Source organism: Mycobacterium sp. OTB74, assembly GCF_029892685.1.
Lineage (GTDB): Bacteria > Actinomycetota > Actinomycetes > Mycobacteriales > Mycobacteriaceae > Mycobacterium.
The window spans coordinates 50253-70617 of the sequence record NZ_JARXVD010000002.1 but is presented as its reverse complement, the minus strand read 5'-3'; the positions used below and the strand labels follow the sequence as shown (position 1 = coordinate 70617).

Here is a 20365-nt window from a genome sequence, read left to right as displayed (position 1 = left end):
CCTGCGGCCTGCCACAATGGCAGCCGTGGCTGACAACAAGAAGCACTACGTCGACAACGGCTGGCCGGAAGTAGCCGGTGACGAGCACGCCGTCAGTGAGCTGGCAACGGACCGCACCGGCGCGCTGTCGCCGTTCGGCGAGCTGACATTTCCCTTGCCGGCGGAGACGCTGCCGTACACGCACCCGGTCACCGTCGTCAACAGGTAGCCGTGGAGCTTTCGCACCTGGACAAGTCGGGTGCGGCCCACATGGTCGACGTGACCGCCAAGGACGCCACCAAGCGCATTGCAGTTGCTGCAGGCGTCCTGCACACCCGTGCCGACGTCGTCGACCTCATCAGCACTGGCGGTCTGCCCAAAGGTGACGCCCTGGCAACCGCGCGGGTGGCCGGCATCATGGCCGCCAAGCGCACCAGCGACCTGATTCCGCTGTGCCACCAACTGGCACTGACCGGTGTCGAGGTGGCCTTCGAGGTCGTCGGCACGGAAGTTCGGATCACCGCCACCGTGCGCACCACCGACCGCACCGGGGTGGAGATGGAAGCGCTCACTGCGGTGAGCGTGGCGGCGCTGACGCTGTACGACATGATCAAAGCCGTCGACCCGGCTGCCCGTATCGACGATGTTCGGGTGCTGCGCAAAGAGGGTGGCAAGACGGGCACATGGGAGCGATAGCGATGAGGGCCCGCGTCGTCATAGCCTCCACCCGCGCTTCTGCCGGCATTTATGAAGACCGCACCGGCCCGCTGATCGTGGCCTGGCTGGAAGAGCGCGGGTTCAACGTCCCCGCGCCCGTCGTGGTGCCAGACGGGGCGCCGGTGGGCACCGAGCTGCGGCGTGCCGTCGCCGACGGGGTGGCGCTGGTGATCACTTCCGGCGGTACCGGGATATCACCCACCGATGCCACCCCACAGATGACCGAACAGGTGCTGGATTACCAGATTCCGGGCCTGGCCGACGCCATCCGACGTTCCGGGTTGCCGAAGGTACCGACATCGGTGCTCTCCCGCGGCATATGCGGGGTGGCCGGACGAACACTGATTGTCAACCTGCCGGGCTCCACGGGCGGCGTGAAGGACGGTCTAGGGGTGCTGGGCGAAGTCCTGAAGCACGCGTTGGACCAATTGAGCGGAAAGGACCACGGGTGATCGTCCTTCGTGCCGAACTCAGCGAAGCCACACTCGACGTCAGCGAACACGAGGCACTGGTCAATCATCGGGCCGCGGGCGCAGTGGTGAGCTTTGCCGGAGTGGTGCGTGACCACGACGGTGGACGTTCGGTGACGCGCCTGGAGTATTCGGCGCATCCGTCTGCGGCCGCAGTGCTGGCCGAGGTCGCCGCGGAGGTTGCCGCGGCGGGTGAGGGCATTCGGGCACTGGCGGTCAGCCATCGCGTCGGCGCCTTGCAGATCGGCGATGCCGCGCTGGTTGCCTCGGTGTCGGCCGATCATCGCGCCGCGGCGTTCCGGACGTGCGCGCTGCTGGTTGACACGGTCAAGGAGCGGCTACCGGTGTGGAAGCACCAGTTTTTCGCCGATGGGACCGAGGAATGGGTCGGCTCGGCCTGAACTAATGAAAAGAGAACGGCCCCGACCAATGGTCGGGGCCGTTCTCTTTGTCTGGCGTCAGTTGGCCGGGGCGGCATCTGCCGGGACCGGGGCAACGGGAGCCGGGCCAGCCGGAGCCGGCGCGAGCGGACCCGGGCCGGGCGCGTCGCCGGTTCCGACCGGCGCGTTCGGCGGAGCCGGGATGCTTCCGGCCGGAGTGCCTTCGGTCATGGACCGCTGCGAGGCCACCGCGAGCAGGGCATCGCGGCCCGAGATGTCCTTGTTCTGGACGGCGTGCCAGAGCTCCTTCAGGTAGCTCATGTTGGAGTTGGAGTTCGGGTTGTCCTGCTGCATGGTCGAACCCGGAGGCAGGTTGTCCGGGCTGGCGAGGTGCGGGACGCCTTCCGGCGGGCTCTGCAGGCCAGCGGCGGCGGGCGCCGCAGCTGCGATGGAGGCCCCGGGAGCGAGAGCAGGGGCCTGAGCCGGGTCAGCGACCGGGGCCGGGGGCGGCGCCGGAACATCCTGCGGCGCAGCGACGTGCAGCGCCCATTCCTGCGGCTGGGGCTGGTCGCCGGCGGGTGCCGGCTTGTTGCTGTCCCAGTCGGCGGGCTGGACGGTCGGGCCGGCAGCAGGCGGCGGAGCGTCAGGGGCCGGAGCATCCGGAGGGGGAGCGTTGTTGGCCACGTTGACGATCGCGGGGCCGTCGGCGGAAGGCGGAGGCGCGGGGGCGTCCATCGGGGCGGGGGGTGCCTGGTCGCCAGCTGGCGCAGGCGGAGCGGGGGCGTCCATCGGCGCTGCGGCGTCCGGAGCCGGGGCATCAGCAGGCTTGGCGTTGACGTCCGAGTTGTCCATCGTCTGGGCTGGCGCCGGGTTGTTTGCCGCGTTGCGCGGGGTCGAGCCAGACAGGCCGTGCCCGCAGACCGGCCAGGCGCCGCGGCCCTGGCTGGCCAGCACGCGCTCGGCGACGGCGATCTGCTGGTCCTTGCTGGCCATGTTGGCGGCCGGGGCGTACTGCCCGCCACCGTGAGCGCTCCAGGTGCCCGGAGAGAACTGCAGGCCGCCCTGATAGCCGTTGCCGGTGTTGATCGCCCAGTTGCCGCCGGATTCGCAGCGGGCAACCTGGTCCCACTCACCGTCGGTCGCGGCCATGGCCTGACCGGCCATGGCAAGGCTGCCGCCGCCCAAAACCGCACCGGTAAGGGCGATCTTGACGACGCTGACGTTGGAAGTAGTGGGCTTGCGATGCCGTCCACTCATGAAGGAACAGTCCTCTCGTCAACGCCTACGAGGTCAGCTGTCGGGTTCGGGCTGGAGAGGTTGCCCGGCCTCCGTCACAAGAACGGCGGCTTCACCCCAAGGAGCCGGTGGCTCCTGGTCCTACATTTCGCGGGACCGGTTGGGTCCCCCGCCTCCATCCACGGGTTTGTCGTCGTCCGCATCTGATGGATGGAGCTAGGCGTCTCAGATACGGATGGCCATGGGGTCGCCTATGGCTTGGTTGACGACGGTATAGCTTCGCTGCAGTTACGTCATCTCTAACGCGTTTCGGCGTTTCTGAGCCTGGCAAATTCTGTGAAACCTTTAAACCCGCTGGAAATTTCGGCATTTCTGCAGGTGCAAACGTGGCTCCACTTGGTTGTAGCCAGTCCGTTACAGATCTGTGATGTGATGTAAATCACAACTATCCGCCGGCGAAAGGCGGTAACACATCGACGGTTTGGTTTGTTAGCAACGCCCCGTCGAGGTCTCGCACGGCGACGCCGTCACGAAGAAACGAGCAGCGTGTAAGCACTTTTGCCACACCTGCCCCGCGGGCACCAATCAACTGCACCAGATCACGGACCGTCGTGTCAGCCGGGAGCTGCAACATTTCGGTCTCGATTCCCGTTGCGGCCTGCGCAGCCGCGAAATAACGGACAGTGACGTCAATGTCGGTCGCCAATTCACCCACCGATCGCGCTCATCGGGCGGACCGGCTGGACGAAGCCCGGGGCGTTGATGCCATGGCCGGCCGGCTTGGCCCACATGGCGGCCCGCCAGGCCGCCTCTAACTTGGCATCTTCAGCGCCGCTGCGTATCAGCCCACGCAGGTCGGTTTCCTGCTGAGCAAACAGGCAGCTGCGTACCTGACCGTCGGCGGTCAGCCGAGTGCGGTCACACGCTCCACAGAACGCTGCGGACACCGACGCGATGATGCCGACCGTGGCATCGTCATGGCCGCCTTCTACCCGCCACAGCTCGGCCGGCGCCGAGCCTCGAGGGGCCGGGTCCGGCGTCAGAGTGAACTCACTGCGCAATGTCGAGAGGATCTGCTCGGCGTCCAGCGCCCGCCCACGCTGCCACTGATGGCCCGCATCCAGCGGCATCTGCTCGATGATCCGCAACTGGTAACCGTGCTTCAGACAGAACCGCAGCAGACTGACTGCGTCGTCGAGGCCGGTGTCAGGGTCCAGCACCGCGTTGACCTTCACCGGCGTCAGCCCGGCGTGCGCGGCGGCGGCCAGGCCGTCGAGAACGTCAGTCATTCGGTGCCGCCGCGTGATGTGGGCGAAGTGGTCCGGATCGACGGTGTCCAGCGAGATGTTGACGCGGTCCAGCCCGGCCCGTTTCAACGGGCCGGCTCGCTTGGCCAGGCCAATCCCGTTGGTGGTCAATGCAATACCGGGACGAGGCGACAACGCGGCGGCGGCTGCGACGGCATCTTCGAGGTGTGGGGACAACAGGGGTTCGCCGCCGGTGAAGCGCACGTCGGTGATACCGAGACGGGTCACTGCCAGCCGCAGCAGGCGGGTGAGTTCATCGAGGGACAGCAGGTCCTCTCGCGGCAGCCAGTCCAGGCCCTCGGCCGGCATGCAATAGGTACAGCGCAAATTGCACCGGTCGGTCAGAGAGACGCGCAGGTCGGTTGCCACCCGGCCGTGAGTGTCGATCAGTGGCCCGGATTCGGGGGCCGGACTAGCGGGGCGTGCCGAGCTTGGGATGCCCAGTGCGGTGAGTGTCATCTCGGCCAGGACTGCCAGGACTGCTGTGGGTGGGCCTGATCCACCGGCACGATCTGCTTGCCCAGCGGCATCAGCGACACCGGAATCAGTTTGAGATTCGCCAGCGCCAGCGGAATGCCCACGATGGTGAGGGCCTGGGCGATGGCGGTGGTGATGTGAGCGATGACCAACCAGATGCCGCACACCACGACCCAGATGATGTTGCCGATCAGGGCACCCGGTCGGGGACCGGGCTTGTCGACGACGGTCTTGCCGAACGGCCACAGTGCATACATACCGATGCGGGCCGAGGCGATACCGAACGGAATTGTGATGATGAGCAGGAAACAGATCAGTGCGGCCAGGAAATAGCCCAACGCCAGCCACAGGCCGCCGAACACCAACCAGATCACATTCAGGACCAGTCGCATGTCACCTCCAACAGGGGTCTCCAGCCTACCGAGTAATAGGGATGCTGCCGGGATCGGTGGCCGAGTAAGATCACCCCATCGCGTCCTGCCCATGTGGGGCGCTTCGTTATGTGACCGCATGTTGAGAACGAGCAGGTGAGACCAGTGCCGACCGGCCGGGTTAAGTGGTATGACACCGAGAAGGGCTTCGGCTTCCTCTCTCAAGAAGAGGGCGAGGACGTCTACGTCCGGTCTTCGGCATTGCCTGCTGGGGTCGAAGGGCTCAAGGCAGGCCAGCGCGTCGAGTTCGGCGTCGCGGCAGGCCGTCGCGGCCCGCAGGCGTTGAGCCTCAAGCTGATTGATCCGCCGCCAAGCCTGGCGCGCACTCGCCGCGAGACGTCGGCTCCTGAGCACAAGCACACTCCGGACGAGCTGCACGGCATGGTCTCGGACATGATCACGCTCCTTGAGGATGCCGTGCAGTCCGAGCTGCGTCGTGGCCGGTACCCGGACCGCAAGACGGCCCGCAAGGTGTCCGAGGTGGTCAAGGCAGTCGCGCGCGAACTCGACGCCTGAGGTTGCACGCCGGCCGTGGGCCGGAACACCTGTCATGAGCCCGCGGTGGATCGGGTCCGCTGAGTGAAGTGCGGTTATCGACAGTGCAGCGGGGCTGCAGCGTGCCAGAGCCACGGTTCGGCGGCTTTGCAGCGGCTGGAAACCGATACGTTCCGCATCTATTCAGGAACTGCTTTCCCTGGCTTTCCCTCGCGCAGCTGAAGTTCGGTCGTGTCCTGGCGCGCGGTTACGCCGGTTGCCGAAGTGATCGGCGTTTTGTCGGGCATGCCGGTGCGGTTGGTGAAACACTGAGGTCCGGCGGTTGTGGTGGGTGTAGGAGGCGGCGATGGCGATGGTGTATGTGGTGACTGCGGGTAGCGGTGACACCTACCGCATCGAGCGGGTCTACCTCGATCGCGACGAGGCATACGGTTTTGCGAAGGACTACAACGGCATTGCGCCGGTTGAGCCTGTTCACGTCGAGGAGTGGGAGGCCGGTGCGCCGCCGGGGGCTTATGACGGCCCGTACTGGCGGGCGCAGTGGTGGGCGCGAGTACCGGTGAGCAAGCGCCGTGGTCACCTCCGACACACCCGTGAGGGTGAGCGCTTCGATGACTTCGAAATTCGTCAGGAATGGTGGACGGGCGACTCGCTACCTGACGCCAAGGTGGTGCGCCGCGAACTGACCGGGGTGCCCAGGGTCGAGGTGGCGGGGTTGTCTCGGGAGAAGGTTGAGGAGCTGTTCTGGGACACCATTACCCAGGTCAGGGCCGATCTGGCGGGGGTGCCGCGGAAGTAGTTTCCGTTATCTCGCGCACAATACGGATATGTCTCACACAATATACGGATAAAAATGGGCATGGCGGCTCGACATCGCCGCTCGTCGGGCGTAAGCATGCCTTAATGGACCAGGATGCTTTTAGAAGGCTGGGCCACCAGATCGTGAGCCGGCGCGTCGCGCTGGGCTACCGCAACCGCACTGACTTCGCAAACAGCCTGCAGTTCACGGTGCGAACCCTCTCCGACATCGAGAACGGTGTGCGCAAGGCCAGTCCGGGCACCTACGCCATGCTGGAGAACAAGCTTGGGTGGGCACCGGGAAGCATCGACACGATCCTGGCCGGCGGAGAACCCAAAGAGATGGTCGTCAAGCTGCGCCGAGACAGCCCCGAACCTCGGTACCACTCCTACACCGCGGACGCTCTCGCCCGTGCCTCCACTGAGGAGCTGTTGTTGGAGCTGCGCCGCCGCATCATCCGACCCCGTGAAAGACGCTACGACAGCTGGGACGACCCGGACGACGGCCTTGAGTCGCAAGGATATTGGCCCGAGGAGAGTTAGCCAGGGTCGAGTTCATCTGGTCTCACTCATGTATCGACCGACGCGCGAAGGCGAAAGGGTGCCAGCCGGTCAAGACACGGACTCGGCAGTCTGAGGGGCTAGTTCCAGACGGTTCGGACGGACCACTCGGCATGGGGCAGCGGGAACTCGTTTCCCTCCGAGTCGCGCACCAGGGTCGGCAGCTGCACCGCCAACCCGGTCAGCTTGCCGTGGTGCGGGTCGACTGTCGGAATGGTCACCGCCAGTTTGGTGTCAGGCCGGAACTCCCGGATCGCGGTGCCGGCATCCTCGTACGCCAACAACAGCACCCACGGCGCGCGGCCGATCGCCTGCGGCACCGAGAGCTGGATCGGGTGCCGGGCACTGACATTCAGCTCGCCGACGCTCGCGGGCACGTCGCAGTTGTCCAAGTCGAGCACCTGGCAGTACCGGTACGGGCCGACCCGGGTCAGCTGGCCGTTGGTGAATGCACTGATCTCGGGGTAGCGCGGGCCGCGGTTGGCTCCGTCGCGGGTCAGCTTCCACACCAACGCGCCGGTGGCCGCCGCAGAGACAACGGCCGCCGCCGCCAGTAGTGCAAGAACTCGTTTCATATCCATCCTGAGCCGGACCCGGGCGTCGCCGCGGGATTGGGCCGTGGTCCTTCCTTTTCAGCGAGTACGGGCCGGTTGCCGCCGAGACCGGGAATCAGCGAGTCGCCGTTGTAGCTCACCAGCGTCTGCGCGAGACCCAGTATCAACGCCGCGCTGACGGCGGTGAAACCGATCCACAGATCGGTATAGATCAGCACACCGATGGCGCCGCCGATCACCCACGCCAGCTGTAGGACCGATTCGGAACGACCGAAGCCTGAGGCGCGCGATTCTTCCGGCAGATCCTGCTGCAGTGAGGCATCCAGCGACGCCTTCGAGATGGCGGTGGCCGCCGAGGTGATCAGCGTGGTGACCGCGGCCATCAAGAGATTGCCGGTCACGGCGGCGGCGATAGCGGCGGCGGTGACGATGACCGTTGCTCGCACCACAACTTGTGCCGGACGTCCGAGCTTGAGGCGGGCACTGGTGATGTTCCCGCCGAAGTTGCCGATGCCGGCAGCGGCGCCGATCAGCCCCAGAATCTTGAGCTGTTCCCAGGCCCCCGCGTCGTGCGACTTGGCGACGAAGGCGGGGTACAGGAACAGGAAGCCCACCATGATCTTGATGGTGCAGTTCCCCCACAGCGAGGTGATGATGTTGCGTCCCAACGGTTGTCGGGGCGAGCGGGCCTTGGCCGACGGCTGCCGGATGTGTTCGGTAGGGGAGTGATACGACAGGGTTGCGGGCACTTCCCCTTCGGTGACTTCGACCCATTTGGGGATGCGCATAGTGAGCACAGCGCCTGCAATGGTCACCGCGACCACGACGTAGAGCGCGCCCGGCAGATGCATGAGGCCGAAGGTGTACTCGAAGGCAGCCGCCACACCGCCGCCCAACCCGGTACCGCCCAACAAACCGAACATGGTGAGCCGGGAGTTGACCCGTACCAGGTCGATGGACGGTGGCAGGACGCGTGGCGTCATGGCACTGCGCAGCACGCTGAACGACTTGGACAGCACCATCATCCCGAGCGCGCAGGGGTATAGCACCCAGGGCGGATAGCTGCCGGTGGCCCCGTCGTAGTTGGCGATCAGCACCAGCGCGAGAACGGTTCGCAGCGCGAACGACACTGCGAGTGCCACCCGGCGGCCCTGCTGCACGCGGTCCAGCGCCGGCCCGATCAGCGGGGCGATCACCGCGAACGGGGCAATGGTGATCAGTAGGTACAGCGCCACCTTGCTTTTGGATTCACCTGCGGCGGCTGCGAAGAACAGCGTGTTGGCAAGTGCCACGCCCATGGCCGCGTCGAGCGCGTTGTTGGCCACCACCGGCCAGGTCAAGGCGGTCAGGCCGGATTTGTCGGCTCCGTCGGCAGTGGCAGCCCGTTGCACCAGGCCGTACATCTTGGAGCCCATCTCGCGACTGCGCTGCGCTGCGGCTTTGGTGACCGTGATCTTCTCGGCGTCCGGGGCGCGGCCTGAAGGAGCGTCTTCGTCTGGCTCCTGACGACGGCTCCGACGATCCGCGTCGTGATCGTGATGCAGTGGCGGGAGCCAGCGATTGTCGCTGGAGAGACGGCGCGAGCGGCGGTGCGTGGCGGCCGGATCACTCGGGTAATTGGCCATTCCGGGATGCTCGTCGGCACCGTTGCGGGGTGGGCGCGGCGGAAAGTAGCGGGATTCTTCCTCCCATCCTGAATCCCGCGGCCCGCTCATGACGACGATTGTTCCCCATGGCAGTGACAGTCGTCTGCAGGTGGCCGGTGTGGCCTCGGCCCAGGGTGGTCAGGCAGTATTGACGGTGATGGACACGCCCACTGACACCGAATCGGCAGGGTCTGCGCCGGAGGAACCGACGCCTACAACGGCGCCGGCTGAGGTGCCTGCCGCTGAACTCGATAGCGGCACCGCCGCGCAGCTCGAGCCGGAGCACGAGACTGCGCCAGTCGAGGTCACGCCCGAGACTGACGTTGTCGAGACTGAGGCTGCCGAGACTGCCGATGTCGTGACCGCTGAAGTCGAGACCGAGGCGGCTGACGTCGTGCCTGCCGAGCAGCCGGATCTTTCGCCGATCCTGATGGCCGCCGTCGAGCAGGCGCGTGCCGCAATCGTCGAATTCAGCGGCGAGGGTGTCGTCGGCGACTACCTGGGCGCCACGTTCGATGACGCGGCCTCGGCCACCCACCGGTTCCATGCCTCGATGTCGGGCTATCAGGGCTGGCAGTGGGCAGTGGTGGTGGCCACCTACCCGGGAGCCGACCACACCACGGTCAGTGAAGTGGTCCTGGTTCCGGGTCCTGATTCGCTGCTGGCCCCGCAGTGGGTGCCGTGGCACGAGCGCGTTCAGCCCGGTGACCTCAGTCCCGGCGATCTGCTGGCCCCGCCGGCTGACGATCCGCGGCTGGTGCCCGGCTACTTGCTCTCGGGCGATGACGAGGTGGACGAGGTCGCCGCCGAGATCGGTTTTGGACGTCGTCAGGTGCTCAGTGCCTTGGGCCGCGCTGATGCCGCGCAGCGTTGGCATGACGGAGATTTCGGGCCAGGCTCGGCGATGGCCCGCGCGACCCGCCGGACCTGCCGGGGTTGCGCTTTCTACGTGCCGCTGTCGGGATCGCTGGGTTCGCTGTTCGGCGTATGCGCCAACGAGTTGTCGGCCGATGGGCGGGTGGTGTCAGGCGAGTACGGCTGTGGGGCGCATTCGGATACTCCGCCGCCGGACCCGATCGGTTCCCCGATGTACGAGCCGTTCGACGACGGCGTCCTCGACCCGGGCTGACTTCCCGCCCAAACAGACGAACGGGCTGCAAAGGGCGAGTAATTCCGGCCCGATCGTCGATCTCGGTGGTCTGAGGGTCAGCTTTCGGCGGCAGTCTTGATGCGGCCCAGCGAGGTCTGCATGCCGTCGACCAGTTCCTTCTCGAAGTTGGGCACACCACCCATGAACCGGTCCACCAACTTGCCGGAGATCGGCTTGACGCCGTTGGGGGCCTTGCGGCTCTCGGTCACCTTGGTGCTGCCCTCGCCCGCGGGCTCCAGCTCGTAGCTCCACTCGGTGAAGTTGTCGTTGACCCGGAATGCGAAGGCGCGGTTCGGGTCGAGCACGGTGATGGTGCTGGTGGTGGGCCAGAAGAGCAGGCCGCGACGGTTCAGGTTGTAGGTCTTGGTGCCGACCTCGACCGGACTGAACGCCTTCATCACCCGGCACTGCGGGCTCCACTTGGGCATGTTCCCGAGGTCGGTCAGCAGCGCCCAGATCTTTTCCGCTGGTGCGTTGATGATGATGTCCGCTTGGAGCAGGGGTGCTTCGCCAGCCATTGATGTCTCCTAATCGTCGGGCACTAGTCCGCGCTGTGCACCCCGGGAGCCCCGGCGCGCCGCGCTGCGCTGCCAAAGAAATATAGATGTGCCCAGCACGCCGACGCCGAGTCCGGCGATGGTCGTCGGTCTCCAGCTGTGCAGTGCAGGCACGGTGAAGGCGAGAGTGAGGGCCACCAGCCAGCCCGCCGCGATCGTCAGGATCATGGGCCAGGGCGCCATCAGGCGGTCCGGTAGCGCCGGCGGTTCGGGAGGATCCGGTGTTGTGGCAGCCATCGTCGTCAAACCTAGTCGATTGATCGGTACGCTATCTGGTCGTGACGGACGTGGATGAACGCTTGGCCAACGACCTGTCGCTGGCCGTTATGCGGCTGGCGCGGCAGCTTCGCTTCCGTCGTCCGGATTCCCCGGTGTCGCTGACGCAGTTGTCTGCGTTGGCCACGCTGGCCAAAGAAGGGGCGATGACGCCAGGTGCGCTCGCCGTCCGGGAGCGGGTTCGGCCGCCGTCGATGACGCGGGTCATCGCGTCGTTGGTCGACCTGGGTTTTGTGGCGCGTAGTGCGCACCCTGCTGACGGTCGTCAGGTGCTGGTACAGGTGTCCCCGGCCGGCGCAGAGTTGTTCGAGGCGGAACGGCGGGCCAGTCGGGAATGGTTGCAGCAGCGGCTTGATGAGCTGACCCCGACCGATCGCGAGACGTTGTTGAAGGCCGCAGACCTGATGTTCGCCATCATCGACGAGAGCCCGTGACGCGTACGGACACCAAGGACGGCGTGGCCCCCGACCTCAACGTTCACGATGTGTACGACCCCGCGGATCCGCGACTGGATGACTTCCGAGACCTGAACAGCGTCGATCGTCGTCCGGACCTGCCCAGCGGCAAGGGTCTGGTGATCGCCGAGGGTGTGCTGGTGGCACAGCGGATGCTGGCGTCGCGGTTCACCCCGCGGGCATTTCTGGGGACCGATCGCCGATTGACCGAGTTGGCCGCAGACCTGGTCGGCTGTCCGGCACCGTACTACCGGGCCAGCGCTGAGGTGATGGCCGAGGTGGTGGGTTTTCACCTCAACCGAGGTGTGCTGGCAGCAGCCCGGCGGCCTGCAGAGCTGTCGATTCCGGACGTCCTCGCCGGGGCCCGGACGGTCGCGGTTCTCGAGGGCGTCAATGATCACGAGAACCTGGGCTCGATCTTCCGTAACGCAGCTGGGCTCAACGTCGACGCGGTGGTGTTCGGCGCGGGCTGCGCTGACCCGCTGTACCGGCGCGCGGTGCGGGTGTCGATGGGGCATGCCCTGCTGGTGCCGTACGCCCGCGCGGCGTCCTGGCCGGATGACTTGAAGTTGTTGAAGGACAAGGGTTTTCGTCTAGTTGCGATGACGCCCGGCGCCGGTTCGGTGCCGCTGGCGCGGGCGTTGGGCCCGTTGTCCGGGGAGAAGGTGGCGGTGCTGGTCGGGGCCGAGGGGCCGGGGCTGACCGAACGCACCATGCGGGCGTGCGACGTGCGGGCCCGCATTCCGATGTCGCGAGGCACCGACTCGCTGAACGTGGCCACCGCGGCGGCGCTCGCGTTCTACGAGCGGTCCAGCACGACGGGTTAGATTGGCCGGATGACGGGCACCGAGACCCCGTGGGGGACAGGCCTCACGGTCGCGGCATTTGTGGCGGCATTCACGGCCGTGGCGATCGTCGTGCTCAGCTTGGGCTTGATCCGTGTGCACCCGCTGCTGGCAATCACTCTCAACCTGATTGCGGTCGGTGGTCTGGCGCCCACGGTGTGGGGCTGGCGTGCACGTCCGGTATGGCGCTGGTACGCATTGGGCTGCGGCGTTGGCGTGGCAATCGGTTGGCTGGCGACGCTAGCTGTCAGCTAGCCGCAGCGGCGCAGTTGGTCAGCGCTGGCCGTTGGCGCGCACCCCGAGCAGGACGTCTTCCCAAGCGGGGATTTCGGGCTTGCGCTTGCGAGAGCGCGGCGCCGCGACGGGTTCGGGTGCTGCTACTTCGGGTGCCTCGTCTTCAACGGGCTCAGAGGCGACCGGCTCAACCGGTTCGGGCATCGGGGTCCGAGGAGTGATGGTCGGCGGCATCGCGACAACTGGTGCCGGCTCGGGGGCCGGGGCCGGCAGGGGAGCGGGCACTTGCATGGGGGCAGGCACCAGGACCTCGGCTACTTCGAAATGCAGCTGGGCGATGGGCGCCACCGACCGCAATGCCGGCCGGGTGTAGTTGGGGTCGATCAATTCGACTGCGGACTCGTCGAAAGCGGTGCAGATGCCGCCGTGCGCACCGGGGCTGAACCGGAAGTGCGCCACGTTGTCCGACCGGCCGGCCTTCCACGCCAACTGCACCGTCCAGCGGCTGTCCTCATTGCGCCAGGCGTCCCACTTGGTGGTGTCGGGGTCGAGCCCGCGGGAGATCAAAGCCCCGGTCACTGTCTCAAGCAGCGTGAGCACCGACGGACCGTCGTCCAGCATCGGATGCGAGGCGGTGGCCAGCTCGGCAGCACGGGAGCGCTCCAGGAGCACCGGGTGAGCGAAGCGCATGATGCGCTCCGGGCTGGCTCCGGAGGCTGCGGCAAGTTGTTCCACCGAGGCGCCTGCCCGGACCCGGGCCTGAATGTCACGGGGGCGCAGCGAGCCCGGGAGCTCCACGTCGATCCGGGTCTGGTTGCTGATGGCCCGGTCACCGCGGACGGCTGCCTTGAGGCGTTCATCGACGCGTACCACGAATTTCTCTGCGGTGTCGACGGTTTCGCAGATGATGCGGGTTCCGTCGTCGTCGAGTCCGACGACCTTGAGTTCCCTCATTGGTGACCTCCTAGGCGCGGCTTAACGGATCACCCTACTGCGTTGTCGGGTCGTAATCGTGCTGACACACCGGGGTTCGGGCGCCGTCTTCGGGACGCGCCGAAACCCCGGTGCTCAGAGCTGTGTTCGAGTCTTCAGATGTTCTCGACGACCCAGTCCACGCATGCGGTCAGAGCGCTGACGTCATCGGGGTCGACGGCCGGGAACATGGCCATCCGTAGCTGGTTACGACCCAGCTTGCGATACGGCTCGGTGTCGACAATTCCGTTGGCGCGCAACACCTTTGCCACCGCAGCGGCATCCACGTCATCGTTGAAGTCGATCGTGCCGACCACCTGCGAGCGCAATGCCGGGTCGGTGACGAACGGGGTGGCGAACGACGACGCCTCGGCCCACGAGTACAGCCGCTGCGACGAGTCTGCGGTGCGCTTGACGGCCCAGTCCAGACCGCCGTTGCCGTTGAGCCAGTCCAGCTGCTCGGCCAGCAGGATCAGCGTGCCTATGGCCGGGGTGTTGTAGGTCTGGTTCTTCAGGCTGTTGTCGACCGCGATGGGCAGCGACAGGAAGTCGGGCACCCAGCGGTCGGTCGCCGCGATCTGTTCGACGCGCGCCAGTGCGGCCGGGCTCATGACCGCAATCCACAGGCCACCGTCGGAGGCGAAGTTCTTCTGCGGGGCGAAGTAGTAGGCGTCGGTGTCGGCGATGTCGACCGGCAGGCCGCCGGCGGCCGAGGTGGCGTCGATGACCACCAGTGCATCACCGGCCGGGCGCTGCACTGGCACCGCGACACCGGTCGAGGTCTCGTTGTGGGCCCAGGCCACGACGTCGACGCCGGGGTCGGACTGCACCGGCGGAGCGCTGCCGGCGTCCGCCTTGATCACGATCGGGTCGCCGACGAACGGGTTCTTGGCGACGCAGGAGGCGAACTTGCTGCTGAACTCGCCGTAGGTCAGGTGCAGCGAGCGCTTGTCGACCAGGCCGAAAGCAGCGGCGTCCCAGAACGCGGTGGAGCCGCCGTTGCCGAGGATGACCTCATAACCCTCGGGGGTGTTGAACAACTGACGCACGCCGTCCCGAACTCGGCCGACCAGGTTCTTGATCGGGGCCTGGCGGTGCGAGGTGCCGAACAGGTGGCCGGAGGCGGCCAGCGTGGCCAGCTGCTCGGGGCGCACTTTGGACGGTCCGCAGCCGAATCGTCCGTCGGCGGGCTTGATGTCGGCGGGGATGGTGAGTTCAGCCATGACCTTTAGCGTAGTTGCAGGTCGAAACGGTTTGTTTGGGGAGGTCGGGCAGGTCGGCCTGATCTCGCAAGCCGGTAGGTGTGATCTGCCACACAACGGGTATAAAGCTGTGAGCTAGCAGCCCTGGTTTGAAGGTGATACCTGCGGTACCGTTTCGACACAGAACGGCTCGATGTAAAGCTCGCACCATAGCCCTGGGAGGCTTGAAATGGCTCGTACCCGCATGATTCGTCGCTGGCGCCGGAACATGGACGTGCTTGACGACAAGGTCTACGTAGAGAAGCTTGCCACGCTGTCCGAGGGGTCTGTGCGGCGCAACTTCAACCCGTATGTCGACATCGAGTGGGATTCCCCGGAGTTCGCGGTCGTGCCCAACGACGAGCGTTGGATTCTGCCGGACACCGACCCGCTCGGTGGGCACACGTGGTACCAGGCTCAGCCCAAGGACAAGCAGATCGAGATCGGCATCTGGCGTCAGGCCAACGTCGCCAAGGTCGGTCTGCATTTCGAGAACATCCTGATCCGTGGCCTGATGGAGTACTCATTCTGGGTGCCCAACGGTTCACCGGAGTACCGCTACTGCCTGCACGAGTCCGTCGAGGAGTGCAACCACACCCTGATGTTCCAGGAGATGGTCAACCGCATGGGCGTTGACGTCCCGGGCATGCCGCGACTGCTCAAGTGGCTGCAGCCGCTGATTCCGCTGGCCGCGGGCCCGGCTCCGATCCCGTTCTTCTTCGGCGTGCTGGCCGGCGAGGAGCCCATCGACCACACCCAGAAGAACATCCTGCGCGAGGGCCGGCAACTGCACCCGATCATGGAGCGCGTGATGGCGATCCACGTGGCCGAAGAGGCCCGGCACATCTCCTTCGCACACGAGTACCTGCACAAGCGCGTTCCGGAACTGACTCGCTGGAAGAAGTTCTGGCTGTCACTGTTCGTGCCGGTCACCATGCGGGTCCTGTGCTCAGCCATCGTGGTGCCGCCGCGGGCGTTCTGGAAGACGTTCGACATCCCGCAGTCGGTGCGCGACGAGCTGTTCTTCGACGCTCCCGAGTCCCGGATGTTCCTGCGCAACATGTTCTCCGATGTCCGGATGTTGTCTTACGACACCGGTCTGATGAACCCGATCGCCAAGATCATGTGGAAAATCTGCAAGATCGATGGCCCGCCCAGCCGGTACCGCAGCGAGCCGCAGCGTCAGCACGTCGTGGTCGCCGCCTGATCCTGGAATTCACTTATGCCGCACGTCATTACACAGTCGTGCTGTAGCGATGGGTCCTGCGTTTTCGCATGCCCGGTGAACTGTATTCACCCGTCCCCGGACGAGCCGGGGTTCGCTACCGCCGAAATGCTCTTCATCGATCCCGCTGCCTGCGTGGACTGTGGTGCCTGCATCACGGCCTGCCCGGTCGGGGCCATCAAGCCGGACACCAAGCTGACCGAGGCGCAGCTGCCCTTCATCGAGCTCAATGCGGCCTTCTACCCGAAGGTCGAGGGCAAGCTGCCGCCGACGTCCAAGCTGGCTCCGGTGCCGGATGCGCCGGCGATTGACCGCCGGCCGAACGGGCCACTACGGGTGGCCATCGTCGGATCCGGTCCGGCGGCAATGTACGCCGCCGACGAGCTGCTGACGCAGCGCGGGGTTCGGGTCAACGTGTTCGAGAAGCTGCCGACGCCGTACGGCCTGGTGCGTGCCGGCGTTGCGCCGGACCACCAGAGCACCAAGGGCGTGACCCGGCTGTTCGATCAGATCACCGAGCGTCGCGGCTTCAGCTTCTACCTCAACGTCGAGGTGGGACGGGACATCACGCACGCCGAGTTGCTGCAGCACCACCACGCGGTGCTCTACGCGGTGGGTGCGCCGAACGACAAGCGGCTGACCATCGACGGCATGGACCTGCCCGGCACCGGCACGGCCACCGAGGTGGTCGCCTGGTACAACGGGCATCCCGAATTCTCCTATCTGCCAGTCGATCTGAGCCACCAGCGAGCGGTGATCATCGGCAACGGCAACGTGGCGTTGGACGTCGCGCGCATCCTGGTCACTGATCCAGATGCGCTGGCCCGCACCGACATCTCCGATCACGCACTGGACGCATTGCGCAGTTCGAAGGTGCGTGAAGTGGTGATCGTCGCGCGGCGCGGTCCCATCCACTCGGCCTTCACCCTGCCCGAGCTGATCGGCCTGACCTCGACGTGCGACGTGGTGCTGGACGCTGCCGACCACGAATTGGTCCAGCGCGACCTGGTAACCGTGTCGGACGCGCTGACCCGCGGCAAGCTCGAGATCCTGACCAAGCTCGGTGACAGCTCGGCCCCGGCAACCCGCCCGCGAATCCGGCTCGCCTACCAGCTGACCCCAGCGCGGGTGCTCGGCGAGGAGAAGGTCACCGGTATCGAGTTCACCGTGGCCGGCAGCGACGAGGTACGTCAGCTCGACGCCGGTCTGGTGCTGACCTCGATCGGCTACCACGGCAAGGCAATTGCCGACCTGCCGTTCGATGACGCCGCTGGCGTTGTGCCCAACGACGTGGGCCGTGTCGTCGACCCGGCCACCGGCAGGCCCGTCCAGGGCAGTTACGTGGCCGGCTGGATCAAGCGCGGACCGACCGGCTTCATCGGCACCAACAAGTCGTGCGCGGCTCACACCGTCGACCGGCTGGTGGACGACTACAACGCCGGGCGGCTCCGTGAGCCGAGTGCGAAGTCGCTGCAGCAGTTGATCCAAACCCGACGTCCGGAAGCGGTGGACATGGTGGGCTGGCAGGCCATCGACGCGGCGGAGATCGCGCGCGGTGGAGCCGACCGGCCACGGGACAAGTTCATCGACGTGGCCGACATGGTGGCCGTGGCGTCGACCGCACCGAAACCCACACTGCGGCAACGCCTTCTCGCGTCGTTCATATGATTTGGGCGCGCCGCCGTGTGACGATCAAGCGGCGAGGCACGAGCCGCGTTGAGGAGCGCGGCAAATCGACTCCGTCACGCTGAGCGGTACGGAGCGCGCCCAAATCACTACTTCATCGCTGCCAGTGCAGCAGCCATCTCATCCGGGCTGACCTCACGCACGGTCTGCCCCAGCGACCACTGGTGGCCGAACGGGTCCGCCAGAGAGCCGTAGCGGTCACCCCAGAACATGTCGCTCACGGGGGCCAATTCGGTGGCGCCGGCCTCGATGGCACGGGCGAATGCCGCGTCTACATCGGCCACCTGCAAGTGGATGGTGACCGGGGTGCCGCCGAGGGCCTTCGGGGTCTGCGACTTGCCGCCACACATCTCGGGGAAATCATCGACCAGGAAGACATTCGCGCCGTTGATGTTCAGGGCGGCGTGGATCAGCCGTCCGTCCGGTCCGGGCACGCGGCCGAGCTCAGTGGCGCCAAATGCCTTGACGTAGAAGTCGATTGCGGCCGCGGCGTTGTCGACGACCAGGTGCGGGGCAAGGTACGTCGGTGATTCGGTCATGAGTTTCTCCTTGATACGCATCGGGTAAATCGGGTCAATTGATCTGACTCTTCCCCACGCTACTTCTCATCGGTGACAAAAAAGCTGACGCGAGATGGCCGTCGGTCCCGTCGCAACCTTGCGCGGTAGCGTCAGGCTCCATGGCCCCCGAAAGCAGCGAATTCCTGGCCCACATGCGGGCCGAGTACGGCTCGGAGAAGGACGGCAGCGCCGACCTGGACATCGACTGGCTGGACCGCGGCTGGCTGGCGCTTTTCCGGGACTGGCTGGCCGACGCGGAGCGGGCCGGGGTGGCCGAACCCAATGCCATGGTGCTGGGCACGGTCGATGCGCAAGGCCACCCGACGACCCGCTCGGTGCTGTGCAAGGCGGTCGACCAGACCGGGGTGGCGTTCTATACCAACTACGACTCGGACAAGGGGGAGCAGTTGGCCGCCACGCCTTACGCCTCGGTCACCTTCCCCTGGTACCTGCTGGGCCGGCAGATCCATGTGCGTGGTGCCGTGACCAAAGTCTCTGCGCAGGACACCGCGGCCTACTGGGCCAAGCGGCCGCGCGGATCGCAACTGGGAGCGTGGGCATCGCTGCAGTCCCGGCCCATCGAGTCGCGGGCGGTGCTGCTGGGTCAGCTCGATGACGTCACCGCGCGATTCGCCGACCACGACGAGGTTCCGGTACCACCGAACTGGGGTGGGTACCTGATCGCGCCCGAGGTGGTCGAGTTCTGGCAGGGCCGAGAGAACCGGGTGCACAACCGCATCCGGGTGACACCGGCGATCGGGCGAATCGAACGTCTACAGCCGTGACCCATCCAGCGGTGACATGCGAAAGCTGATAGCCGACACCGCACCGCTACGCAGCAGAGATTTCCGCCGCTTGTGGACGGCCGGCATCCCGACCGTCATCGGCGCGAACCTGACCATCTTCGCGGTGCCGGTGCAGCTGTACGCCCTGACCCAGAGCTCGGCGTACGTGGGGCTGGCGGGCATCTTCGGCGTGGTGCCACTGATCGTGTTCGGCCTGTGGGGCGGCGCCTGGGCCGACGCGATGGACCGTCGGTTGCTGCTGATCATCGCGTCGGTAGGGCTGGCGTTGTCTTCGGTGCTGCTGTGGGCGCAGGCCGCGCTGGCGTTCAACAACGTATGGCTGGTGCTGTGCCTGCTGGCGGTGCAGCAGGCGTTCTACGCGATCAACTCACCGACCCGCTCGGCGGCCATTCCGCGGATGCTGCCGGCCGAACAGCTTCCCGCGGCCAATTCGCTGAGCATGACGGTCACCCAGGCCGGGGCCATCATCGGGCCGCTGCTGGCCGGTGTGCTGCTGCGCTGGGTGGACCTGTCGACGTTGTATCTGGTCGACGCCATCACCTGTCTGGCGCCGATCTGGGCGACGCTGCGGTTGGCGCCGATGCCGCCGGAACCGTCGGCGGATTCGGACGGTTCCCGCTGGGGTTGGGCCGCGGTGCTCGACGGCTTCAGCTATCTGGCCGGCAACCGAGTCGTGCTGATGTCGTTCGTGGTCGACCTGATCGCAATGATCCTGGGCATGCCGCGGGCGCTGTTCCCGCAAATGGCCCACCAGAACTTCGACGGGCCGGTGGAGGGCGGCACGGCCATTGCGTTGCTTTCGGCTGCGATGTCGGTGGGTGCGGTGGCCGGCGGGGTGTTCTCGGGTTGGCTGTCGCGGGTGCGGCGGCAGGGATTGGCCGTGGTGATCGCCATTGTGGTGTGGGGCTTGGCGATGACCGGGTTCGGCCTGGCCGCCGGGCACTCCGCCGGGCGTGCCCGCGGCACTATGTGGATTGCGTTGGCGTTCTTGGCTATTGGTGGTGCGGCCGACATGGTGTCGGCGGCATTCCGGTCGACCATCCTGCAGGAGGCGGCCACCGACGAGATGCGCGGGCGCCTGCAGGGCGTCTTCACTGTGGTGGTGGCGGGCGGACCGCGCATCGCCGATGCGGTGCACGGCGCGGCGGCGGCGATTATGGGCACGACGGCGGCCGCAGCAGGCGGTGGCGCCCTGGTGGTGATTGGTGTGCTGATCTCGGTAATAGTGGTGCCGGCGTTCGTCCGGTACCAGGTCACGCGCCCCTGACGGCAGGTTCAATGCGTCTAACCCAACCCCCGCAAGCGCG

26 protein-coding genes and 1 riboswitch are annotated in these 20365 nt (G+C 66.4%); of the genes, 15 read left to right on the top strand and 11 right to left on the bottom strand.

Annotated features, from left to right (window positions below):
- The first annotated feature begins 16 nt into the window (after nt 1-16).
- Genes M2432_RS03465 through M2432_RS03450 form a run of 4 tightly spaced genes read left to right on the top strand, consistent with a single transcriptional unit; the run spans nt 17 to nt 1567 of the window.
- On the top strand, nt 17-208 hold the full coding sequence (locus M2432_RS03465) for a hypothetical protein (RefSeq protein WP_280825369.1): 192 nt from the start codon (nt 17-19) through the stop codon (nt 206-208).
- Complete coding sequence (gene moaC / locus M2432_RS03460) at nt 148-675, top strand: cyclic pyranopterin monophosphate synthase MoaC (protein WP_280825731.1); 528 nt, start codon at nt 148-150, stop codon at nt 673-675. The genes M2432_RS03465 and moaC overlap by 61 nt, the downstream gene beginning before the upstream one ends.
- 2 nt (nt 676-677) lie before the next feature.
- The gene (locus M2432_RS03455; RefSeq protein ID WP_280825368.1) at nt 678-1148 is read left to right on the top strand and encodes a MogA/MoaB family molybdenum cofactor biosynthesis protein; all 471 of its coding nucleotides are present in this window, start codon (nt 678-680) and stop codon (nt 1146-1148) included.
- Nucleotides 1145-1567, top strand: coding sequence for a molybdenum cofactor biosynthesis protein MoaE (locus tag M2432_RS03450; protein ID WP_280825367.1), 423 nt, complete (start codon nt 1145-1147; stop codon nt 1565-1567). Before M2432_RS03455 ends, M2432_RS03450 begins: the two co-directional genes overlap by 4 nt.
- 57 nt (nt 1568-1624) lie before the next feature.
- On the opposite strand, the gene M2432_RS03445 is transcribed toward M2432_RS03450, so the two are convergent.
- The 4 genes from M2432_RS03445 to M2432_RS03430 form a co-directional block, all read right to left on the bottom strand.
- Nucleotides 1625-2803, bottom strand: a complete 1179-nt coding sequence (locus M2432_RS03445; protein ID WP_280825366.1) for a transglycosylase family protein — start codon at nt 2801-2803, stop codon at nt 1625-1627.
- Between the two features lie 7 nt (nt 2804-2810).
- Nucleotides 2811-2985, bottom strand: a riboswitch (cyclic di-AMP (ydaO/yuaA leader).
- Nucleotides 2986-3227: 242 nt separating this feature from the next.
- Entirely contained in the window at nt 3228-3488 is a 261-nt protein-coding gene (locus M2432_RS03440) for a MoaD/ThiS family protein (protein WP_280825730.1), read from the bottom strand.
- A gap of 1 nt (nt 3489) precedes the next feature.
- The gene (moaA, locus tag M2432_RS03435; RefSeq protein ID WP_280825365.1) at nt 3490-4548 is read right to left on the bottom strand and encodes a GTP 3',8-cyclase MoaA; all 1059 of its coding nucleotides are present in this window, start codon (nt 4546-4548) and stop codon (nt 3490-3492) included.
- Complete coding sequence (locus tag M2432_RS03430; protein WP_280825364.1) at nt 4545-4958, bottom strand: YccF domain-containing protein; 414 nt, start codon at nt 4956-4958, stop codon at nt 4545-4547. The genes moaA and M2432_RS03430 overlap by 4 nt, the downstream gene beginning before the upstream one ends.
- Nucleotides 4959-5102: 144 nt before the next feature.
- Between M2432_RS03430 and M2432_RS03425 the strand changes: the two genes are divergently transcribed.
- The 3 genes from M2432_RS03425 (at nt 5103) to M2432_RS03415 (ending at nt 6833) form a co-directional block, all read left to right on the top strand.
- Nucleotides 5103-5513: a cold-shock protein gene (locus M2432_RS03425; protein ID WP_280825363.1), complete on the top strand. Its 411-nt coding sequence runs from the start codon at nt 5103-5105 to the stop codon at nt 5511-5513.
- Nucleotides 5514-5838: 325 nt separating this feature from the next.
- Nucleotides 5839-6291 carry a hypothetical protein gene (locus M2432_RS03420; protein WP_280825362.1) on the top strand — a complete coding sequence of 151 codons (453 nt, stop codon included), beginning with the start codon at nt 5839-5841 and terminating at the stop codon, nt 6289-6291.
- Between the two features lie 104 nt (nt 6292-6395).
- Nucleotides 6396-6833: a helix-turn-helix transcriptional regulator gene (locus M2432_RS03415; RefSeq protein WP_280825361.1), complete on the top strand. Its 438-nt coding sequence runs from the start codon at nt 6396-6398 to the stop codon at nt 6831-6833.
- A 98-nt stretch (nt 6834-6931) separates the two neighbouring features.
- Here M2432_RS03415 and M2432_RS03410 read toward each other — a convergent pair whose 3' ends face one another.
- Both M2432_RS03410 and M2432_RS03405 read right to left on the bottom strand, forming a co-directional pair.
- Nucleotides 6932-7426, bottom strand: a complete 495-nt coding sequence (locus M2432_RS03410) for a DUF2771 domain-containing protein (protein ID WP_280825360.1) — start codon at nt 7424-7426, stop codon at nt 6932-6934.
- Nucleotides 7423-9120 (bottom strand): MFS transporter, encoded by a 1698-nt coding sequence (locus M2432_RS03405; protein WP_280825359.1) that lies wholly within the window; start codon nt 9118-9120, stop codon nt 7423-7425. Before M2432_RS03405 ends, M2432_RS03410 begins: the two co-directional genes overlap by 4 nt.
- 361 nt (nt 9121-9481) lie before the next feature.
- Between M2432_RS03405 and M2432_RS03400 the strand changes: the two genes are divergently transcribed.
- On the top strand, nt 9482-10180 hold the full coding sequence (locus M2432_RS03400; RefSeq protein ID WP_280825729.1) for a DUF3027 domain-containing protein: 699 nt from the start codon (nt 9482-9484) through the stop codon (nt 10178-10180).
- A 77-nt stretch (nt 10181-10257) separates the two neighbouring features.
- Here M2432_RS03400 and M2432_RS03395 read toward each other — a convergent pair whose 3' ends face one another.
- Together M2432_RS03395 and M2432_RS03390 are read right to left on the bottom strand one after the other, a co-directional pair.
- On the bottom strand, nt 10258-10719 hold the full coding sequence (locus M2432_RS03395; RefSeq protein ID WP_280825358.1) for an SRPBCC family protein: 462 nt from the start codon (nt 10717-10719) through the stop codon (nt 10258-10260).
- Nucleotides 10720-10728: 9 nt separating this feature from the next.
- Nucleotides 10729-10995: a DUF2530 domain-containing protein gene (locus M2432_RS03390; RefSeq protein WP_280825357.1), complete on the bottom strand. Its 267-nt coding sequence runs from the start codon at nt 10993-10995 to the stop codon at nt 10729-10731.
- 41 nt (nt 10996-11036) lie between these two features.
- Here M2432_RS03390 and M2432_RS03385 point away from each other — a divergent pair, with 41 nt between their 5' ends.
- Genes M2432_RS03385 through M2432_RS03375 form a run of 3 tightly spaced genes read left to right on the top strand, consistent with a single transcriptional unit; the run spans nt 11037 to nt 12589 of the window.
- Nucleotides 11037-11468, top strand: a complete 432-nt coding sequence (locus M2432_RS03385; protein ID WP_280825356.1) for a MarR family transcriptional regulator — start codon at nt 11037-11039, stop codon at nt 11466-11468.
- 23 nt (nt 11469-11491) lie between these two features.
- Nucleotides 11492-12316 (top strand): RNA methyltransferase, encoded by an 825-nt coding sequence (locus M2432_RS03380; RefSeq protein ID WP_280825728.1) that lies wholly within the window; start codon nt 11492-11494, stop codon nt 12314-12316.
- A gap of 9 nt (nt 12317-12325) precedes the next feature.
- On the top strand, nt 12326-12589 hold the full coding sequence (locus M2432_RS03375) for a DUF2537 domain-containing protein (RefSeq protein ID WP_280825355.1): 264 nt from the start codon (nt 12326-12328) through the stop codon (nt 12587-12589).
- Between the two features lie 18 nt (nt 12590-12607).
- Here the strand turns inward: M2432_RS03375 and sepH are convergent, their stop codons facing one another.
- Together sepH and serC are read right to left on the bottom strand one after the other, a co-directional pair.
- Nucleotides 12608-13522 carry a septation protein SepH gene (gene sepH, locus M2432_RS03370; protein ID WP_280825354.1) on the bottom strand — a complete coding sequence of 305 codons (915 nt, stop codon included), beginning with the start codon at nt 13520-13522 and terminating at the stop codon, nt 12608-12610.
- A gap of 134 nt (nt 13523-13656) precedes the next feature.
- Nucleotides 13657-14763 carry a phosphoserine transaminase gene (gene serC / locus M2432_RS03365; protein ID WP_280825353.1) on the bottom strand — a complete coding sequence of 369 codons (1107 nt, stop codon included), beginning with the start codon at nt 14761-14763 and terminating at the stop codon, nt 13657-13659.
- A 208-nt stretch (nt 14764-14971) separates the two neighbouring features.
- Between serC and M2432_RS03360 the strand changes: the two genes are divergently transcribed.
- Complete coding sequence (locus M2432_RS03360) at nt 14972-15988, top strand: diiron oxygenase (RefSeq protein WP_280825352.1); 1017 nt, start codon at nt 14972-14974, stop codon at nt 15986-15988.
- A 15-nt stretch (nt 15989-16003) separates the two neighbouring features.
- Nucleotides 16004-17674, top strand: coding sequence for a 4Fe-4S binding protein (locus tag M2432_RS03355; RefSeq protein WP_280825351.1), 1671 nt, complete (start codon nt 16004-16006; stop codon nt 17672-17674).
- 107 nt (nt 17675-17781) lie between these two features.
- On the opposite strand, the gene M2432_RS03350 is transcribed toward M2432_RS03355, so the two are convergent.
- Nucleotides 17782-18231 carry a VOC family protein gene (locus M2432_RS03350; protein ID WP_280825350.1) on the bottom strand — a complete coding sequence of 150 codons (450 nt, stop codon included), beginning with the start codon at nt 18229-18231 and terminating at the stop codon, nt 17782-17784.
- A gap of 140 nt (nt 18232-18371) precedes the next feature.
- On the opposite strand from M2432_RS03350, the gene pdxH reads away from it, so the two are divergent.
- Nucleotides 18372-19037, top strand: a complete 666-nt coding sequence (pdxH, locus tag M2432_RS03345; RefSeq protein WP_280825349.1) for a pyridoxamine 5'-phosphate oxidase — start codon at nt 18372-18374, stop codon at nt 19035-19037.
- A gap of 16 nt (nt 19038-19053) precedes the next feature.
- A complete protein-coding gene (locus M2432_RS03340; RefSeq protein WP_280825348.1) occupies nt 19054-20325 on the top strand; it encodes an MFS transporter in 1272 nt (423 codons plus the stop codon).
- Nucleotides 20326-20365: the final 40 nt, after the last annotated feature.

Bases quoted from the DNA above. Each gene is read 5' to 3' on its own strand.
- moaA (WP_280825365.1), bottom strand. From the start codon at position 4,548: ATGACACTCACCGCACTGGGCATCCCAAGCTCGGCACGCCCCGCTAGT.
- M2432_RS03350 (WP_280825350.1), bottom strand. From the start codon at position 18,231: ATGACCGAATCACCGACGTACCTTGCCCCGCACCTGGTCGTCGACAAC.
- M2432_RS03355 (WP_280825351.1), top strand. From the start codon at position 16,004: ATGCCGCACGTCATTACACAGTCGTGCTGTAGCGATGGGTCCTGCGTT.
- pdxH (WP_280825349.1), top strand. From the start codon at position 18,372: ATGGCCCCCGAAAGCAGCGAATTCCTGGCCCACATGCGGGCCGAGTAC.
- M2432_RS03415 (WP_280825361.1), top strand. From the start codon at position 6,396: ATGGACCAGGATGCTTTTAGAAGGCTGGGCCACCAGATCGTGAGCCGG.
- M2432_RS03400 (WP_280825729.1), top strand. From the start codon at position 9,482: ATGGCCGCCGTCGAGCAGGCGCGTGCCGCAATCGTCGAATTCAGCGGC.
- M2432_RS03455 (WP_280825368.1), top strand. From the start codon at position 678: ATGAGGGCCCGCGTCGTCATAGCCTCCACCCGCGCTTCTGCCGGCATT.
- sepH (WP_280825354.1), bottom strand. From the start codon at position 13,522: ATGAGGGAACTCAAGGTCGTCGGACTCGACGACGACGGAACCCGCATC.
- M2432_RS03360 (WP_280825352.1), top strand. From the start codon at position 14,972: ATGGCTCGTACCCGCATGATTCGTCGCTGGCGCCGGAACATGGACGTG.
- M2432_RS03420 (WP_280825362.1), top strand. From the start codon at position 5,839: ATGGCGATGGTGTATGTGGTGACTGCGGGTAGCGGTGACACCTACCGC.
- M2432_RS03465 (WP_280825369.1), top strand. From the start codon at position 17: ATGGCAGCCGTGGCTGACAACAAGAAGCACTACGTCGACAACGGCTGG.
- serC (WP_280825353.1), bottom strand. From the start codon at position 14,763: ATGGCTGAACTCACCATCCCCGCCGACATCAAGCCCGCCGACGGACGA.
- M2432_RS03445 (WP_280825366.1), bottom strand. From the start codon at position 2,803: ATGAGTGGACGGCATCGCAAGCCCACTACTTCCAACGTCAGCGTCGTC.
- M2432_RS03375 (WP_280825355.1), top strand. From the start codon at position 12,326: ATGACGGGCACCGAGACCCCGTGGGGGACAGGCCTCACGGTCGCGGCA.
- M2432_RS03405 (WP_280825359.1), bottom strand. From the start codon at position 9,120: ATGAGCGGGCCGCGGGATTCAGGATGGGAGGAAGAATCCCGCTACTTT.
- M2432_RS03390 (WP_280825357.1), bottom strand. From the start codon at position 10,995: ATGGCTGCCACAACACCGGATCCTCCCGAACCGCCGGCGCTACCGGAC.
- M2432_RS03395 (WP_280825358.1), bottom strand. From the start codon at position 10,719: ATGGCTGGCGAAGCACCCCTGCTCCAAGCGGACATCATCATCAACGCA.
- M2432_RS03430 (WP_280825364.1), bottom strand. From the start codon at position 4,958: ATGCGACTGGTCCTGAATGTGATCTGGTTGGTGTTCGGCGGCCTGTGG.
- M2432_RS03340 (WP_280825348.1), top strand. From the start codon at position 19,054: ATGCGAAAGCTGATAGCCGACACCGCACCGCTACGCAGCAGAGATTTC.
- M2432_RS03410 (WP_280825360.1), bottom strand. From the start codon at position 7,426: ATGAAACGAGTTCTTGCACTACTGGCGGCGGCGGCCGTTGTCTCTGCG.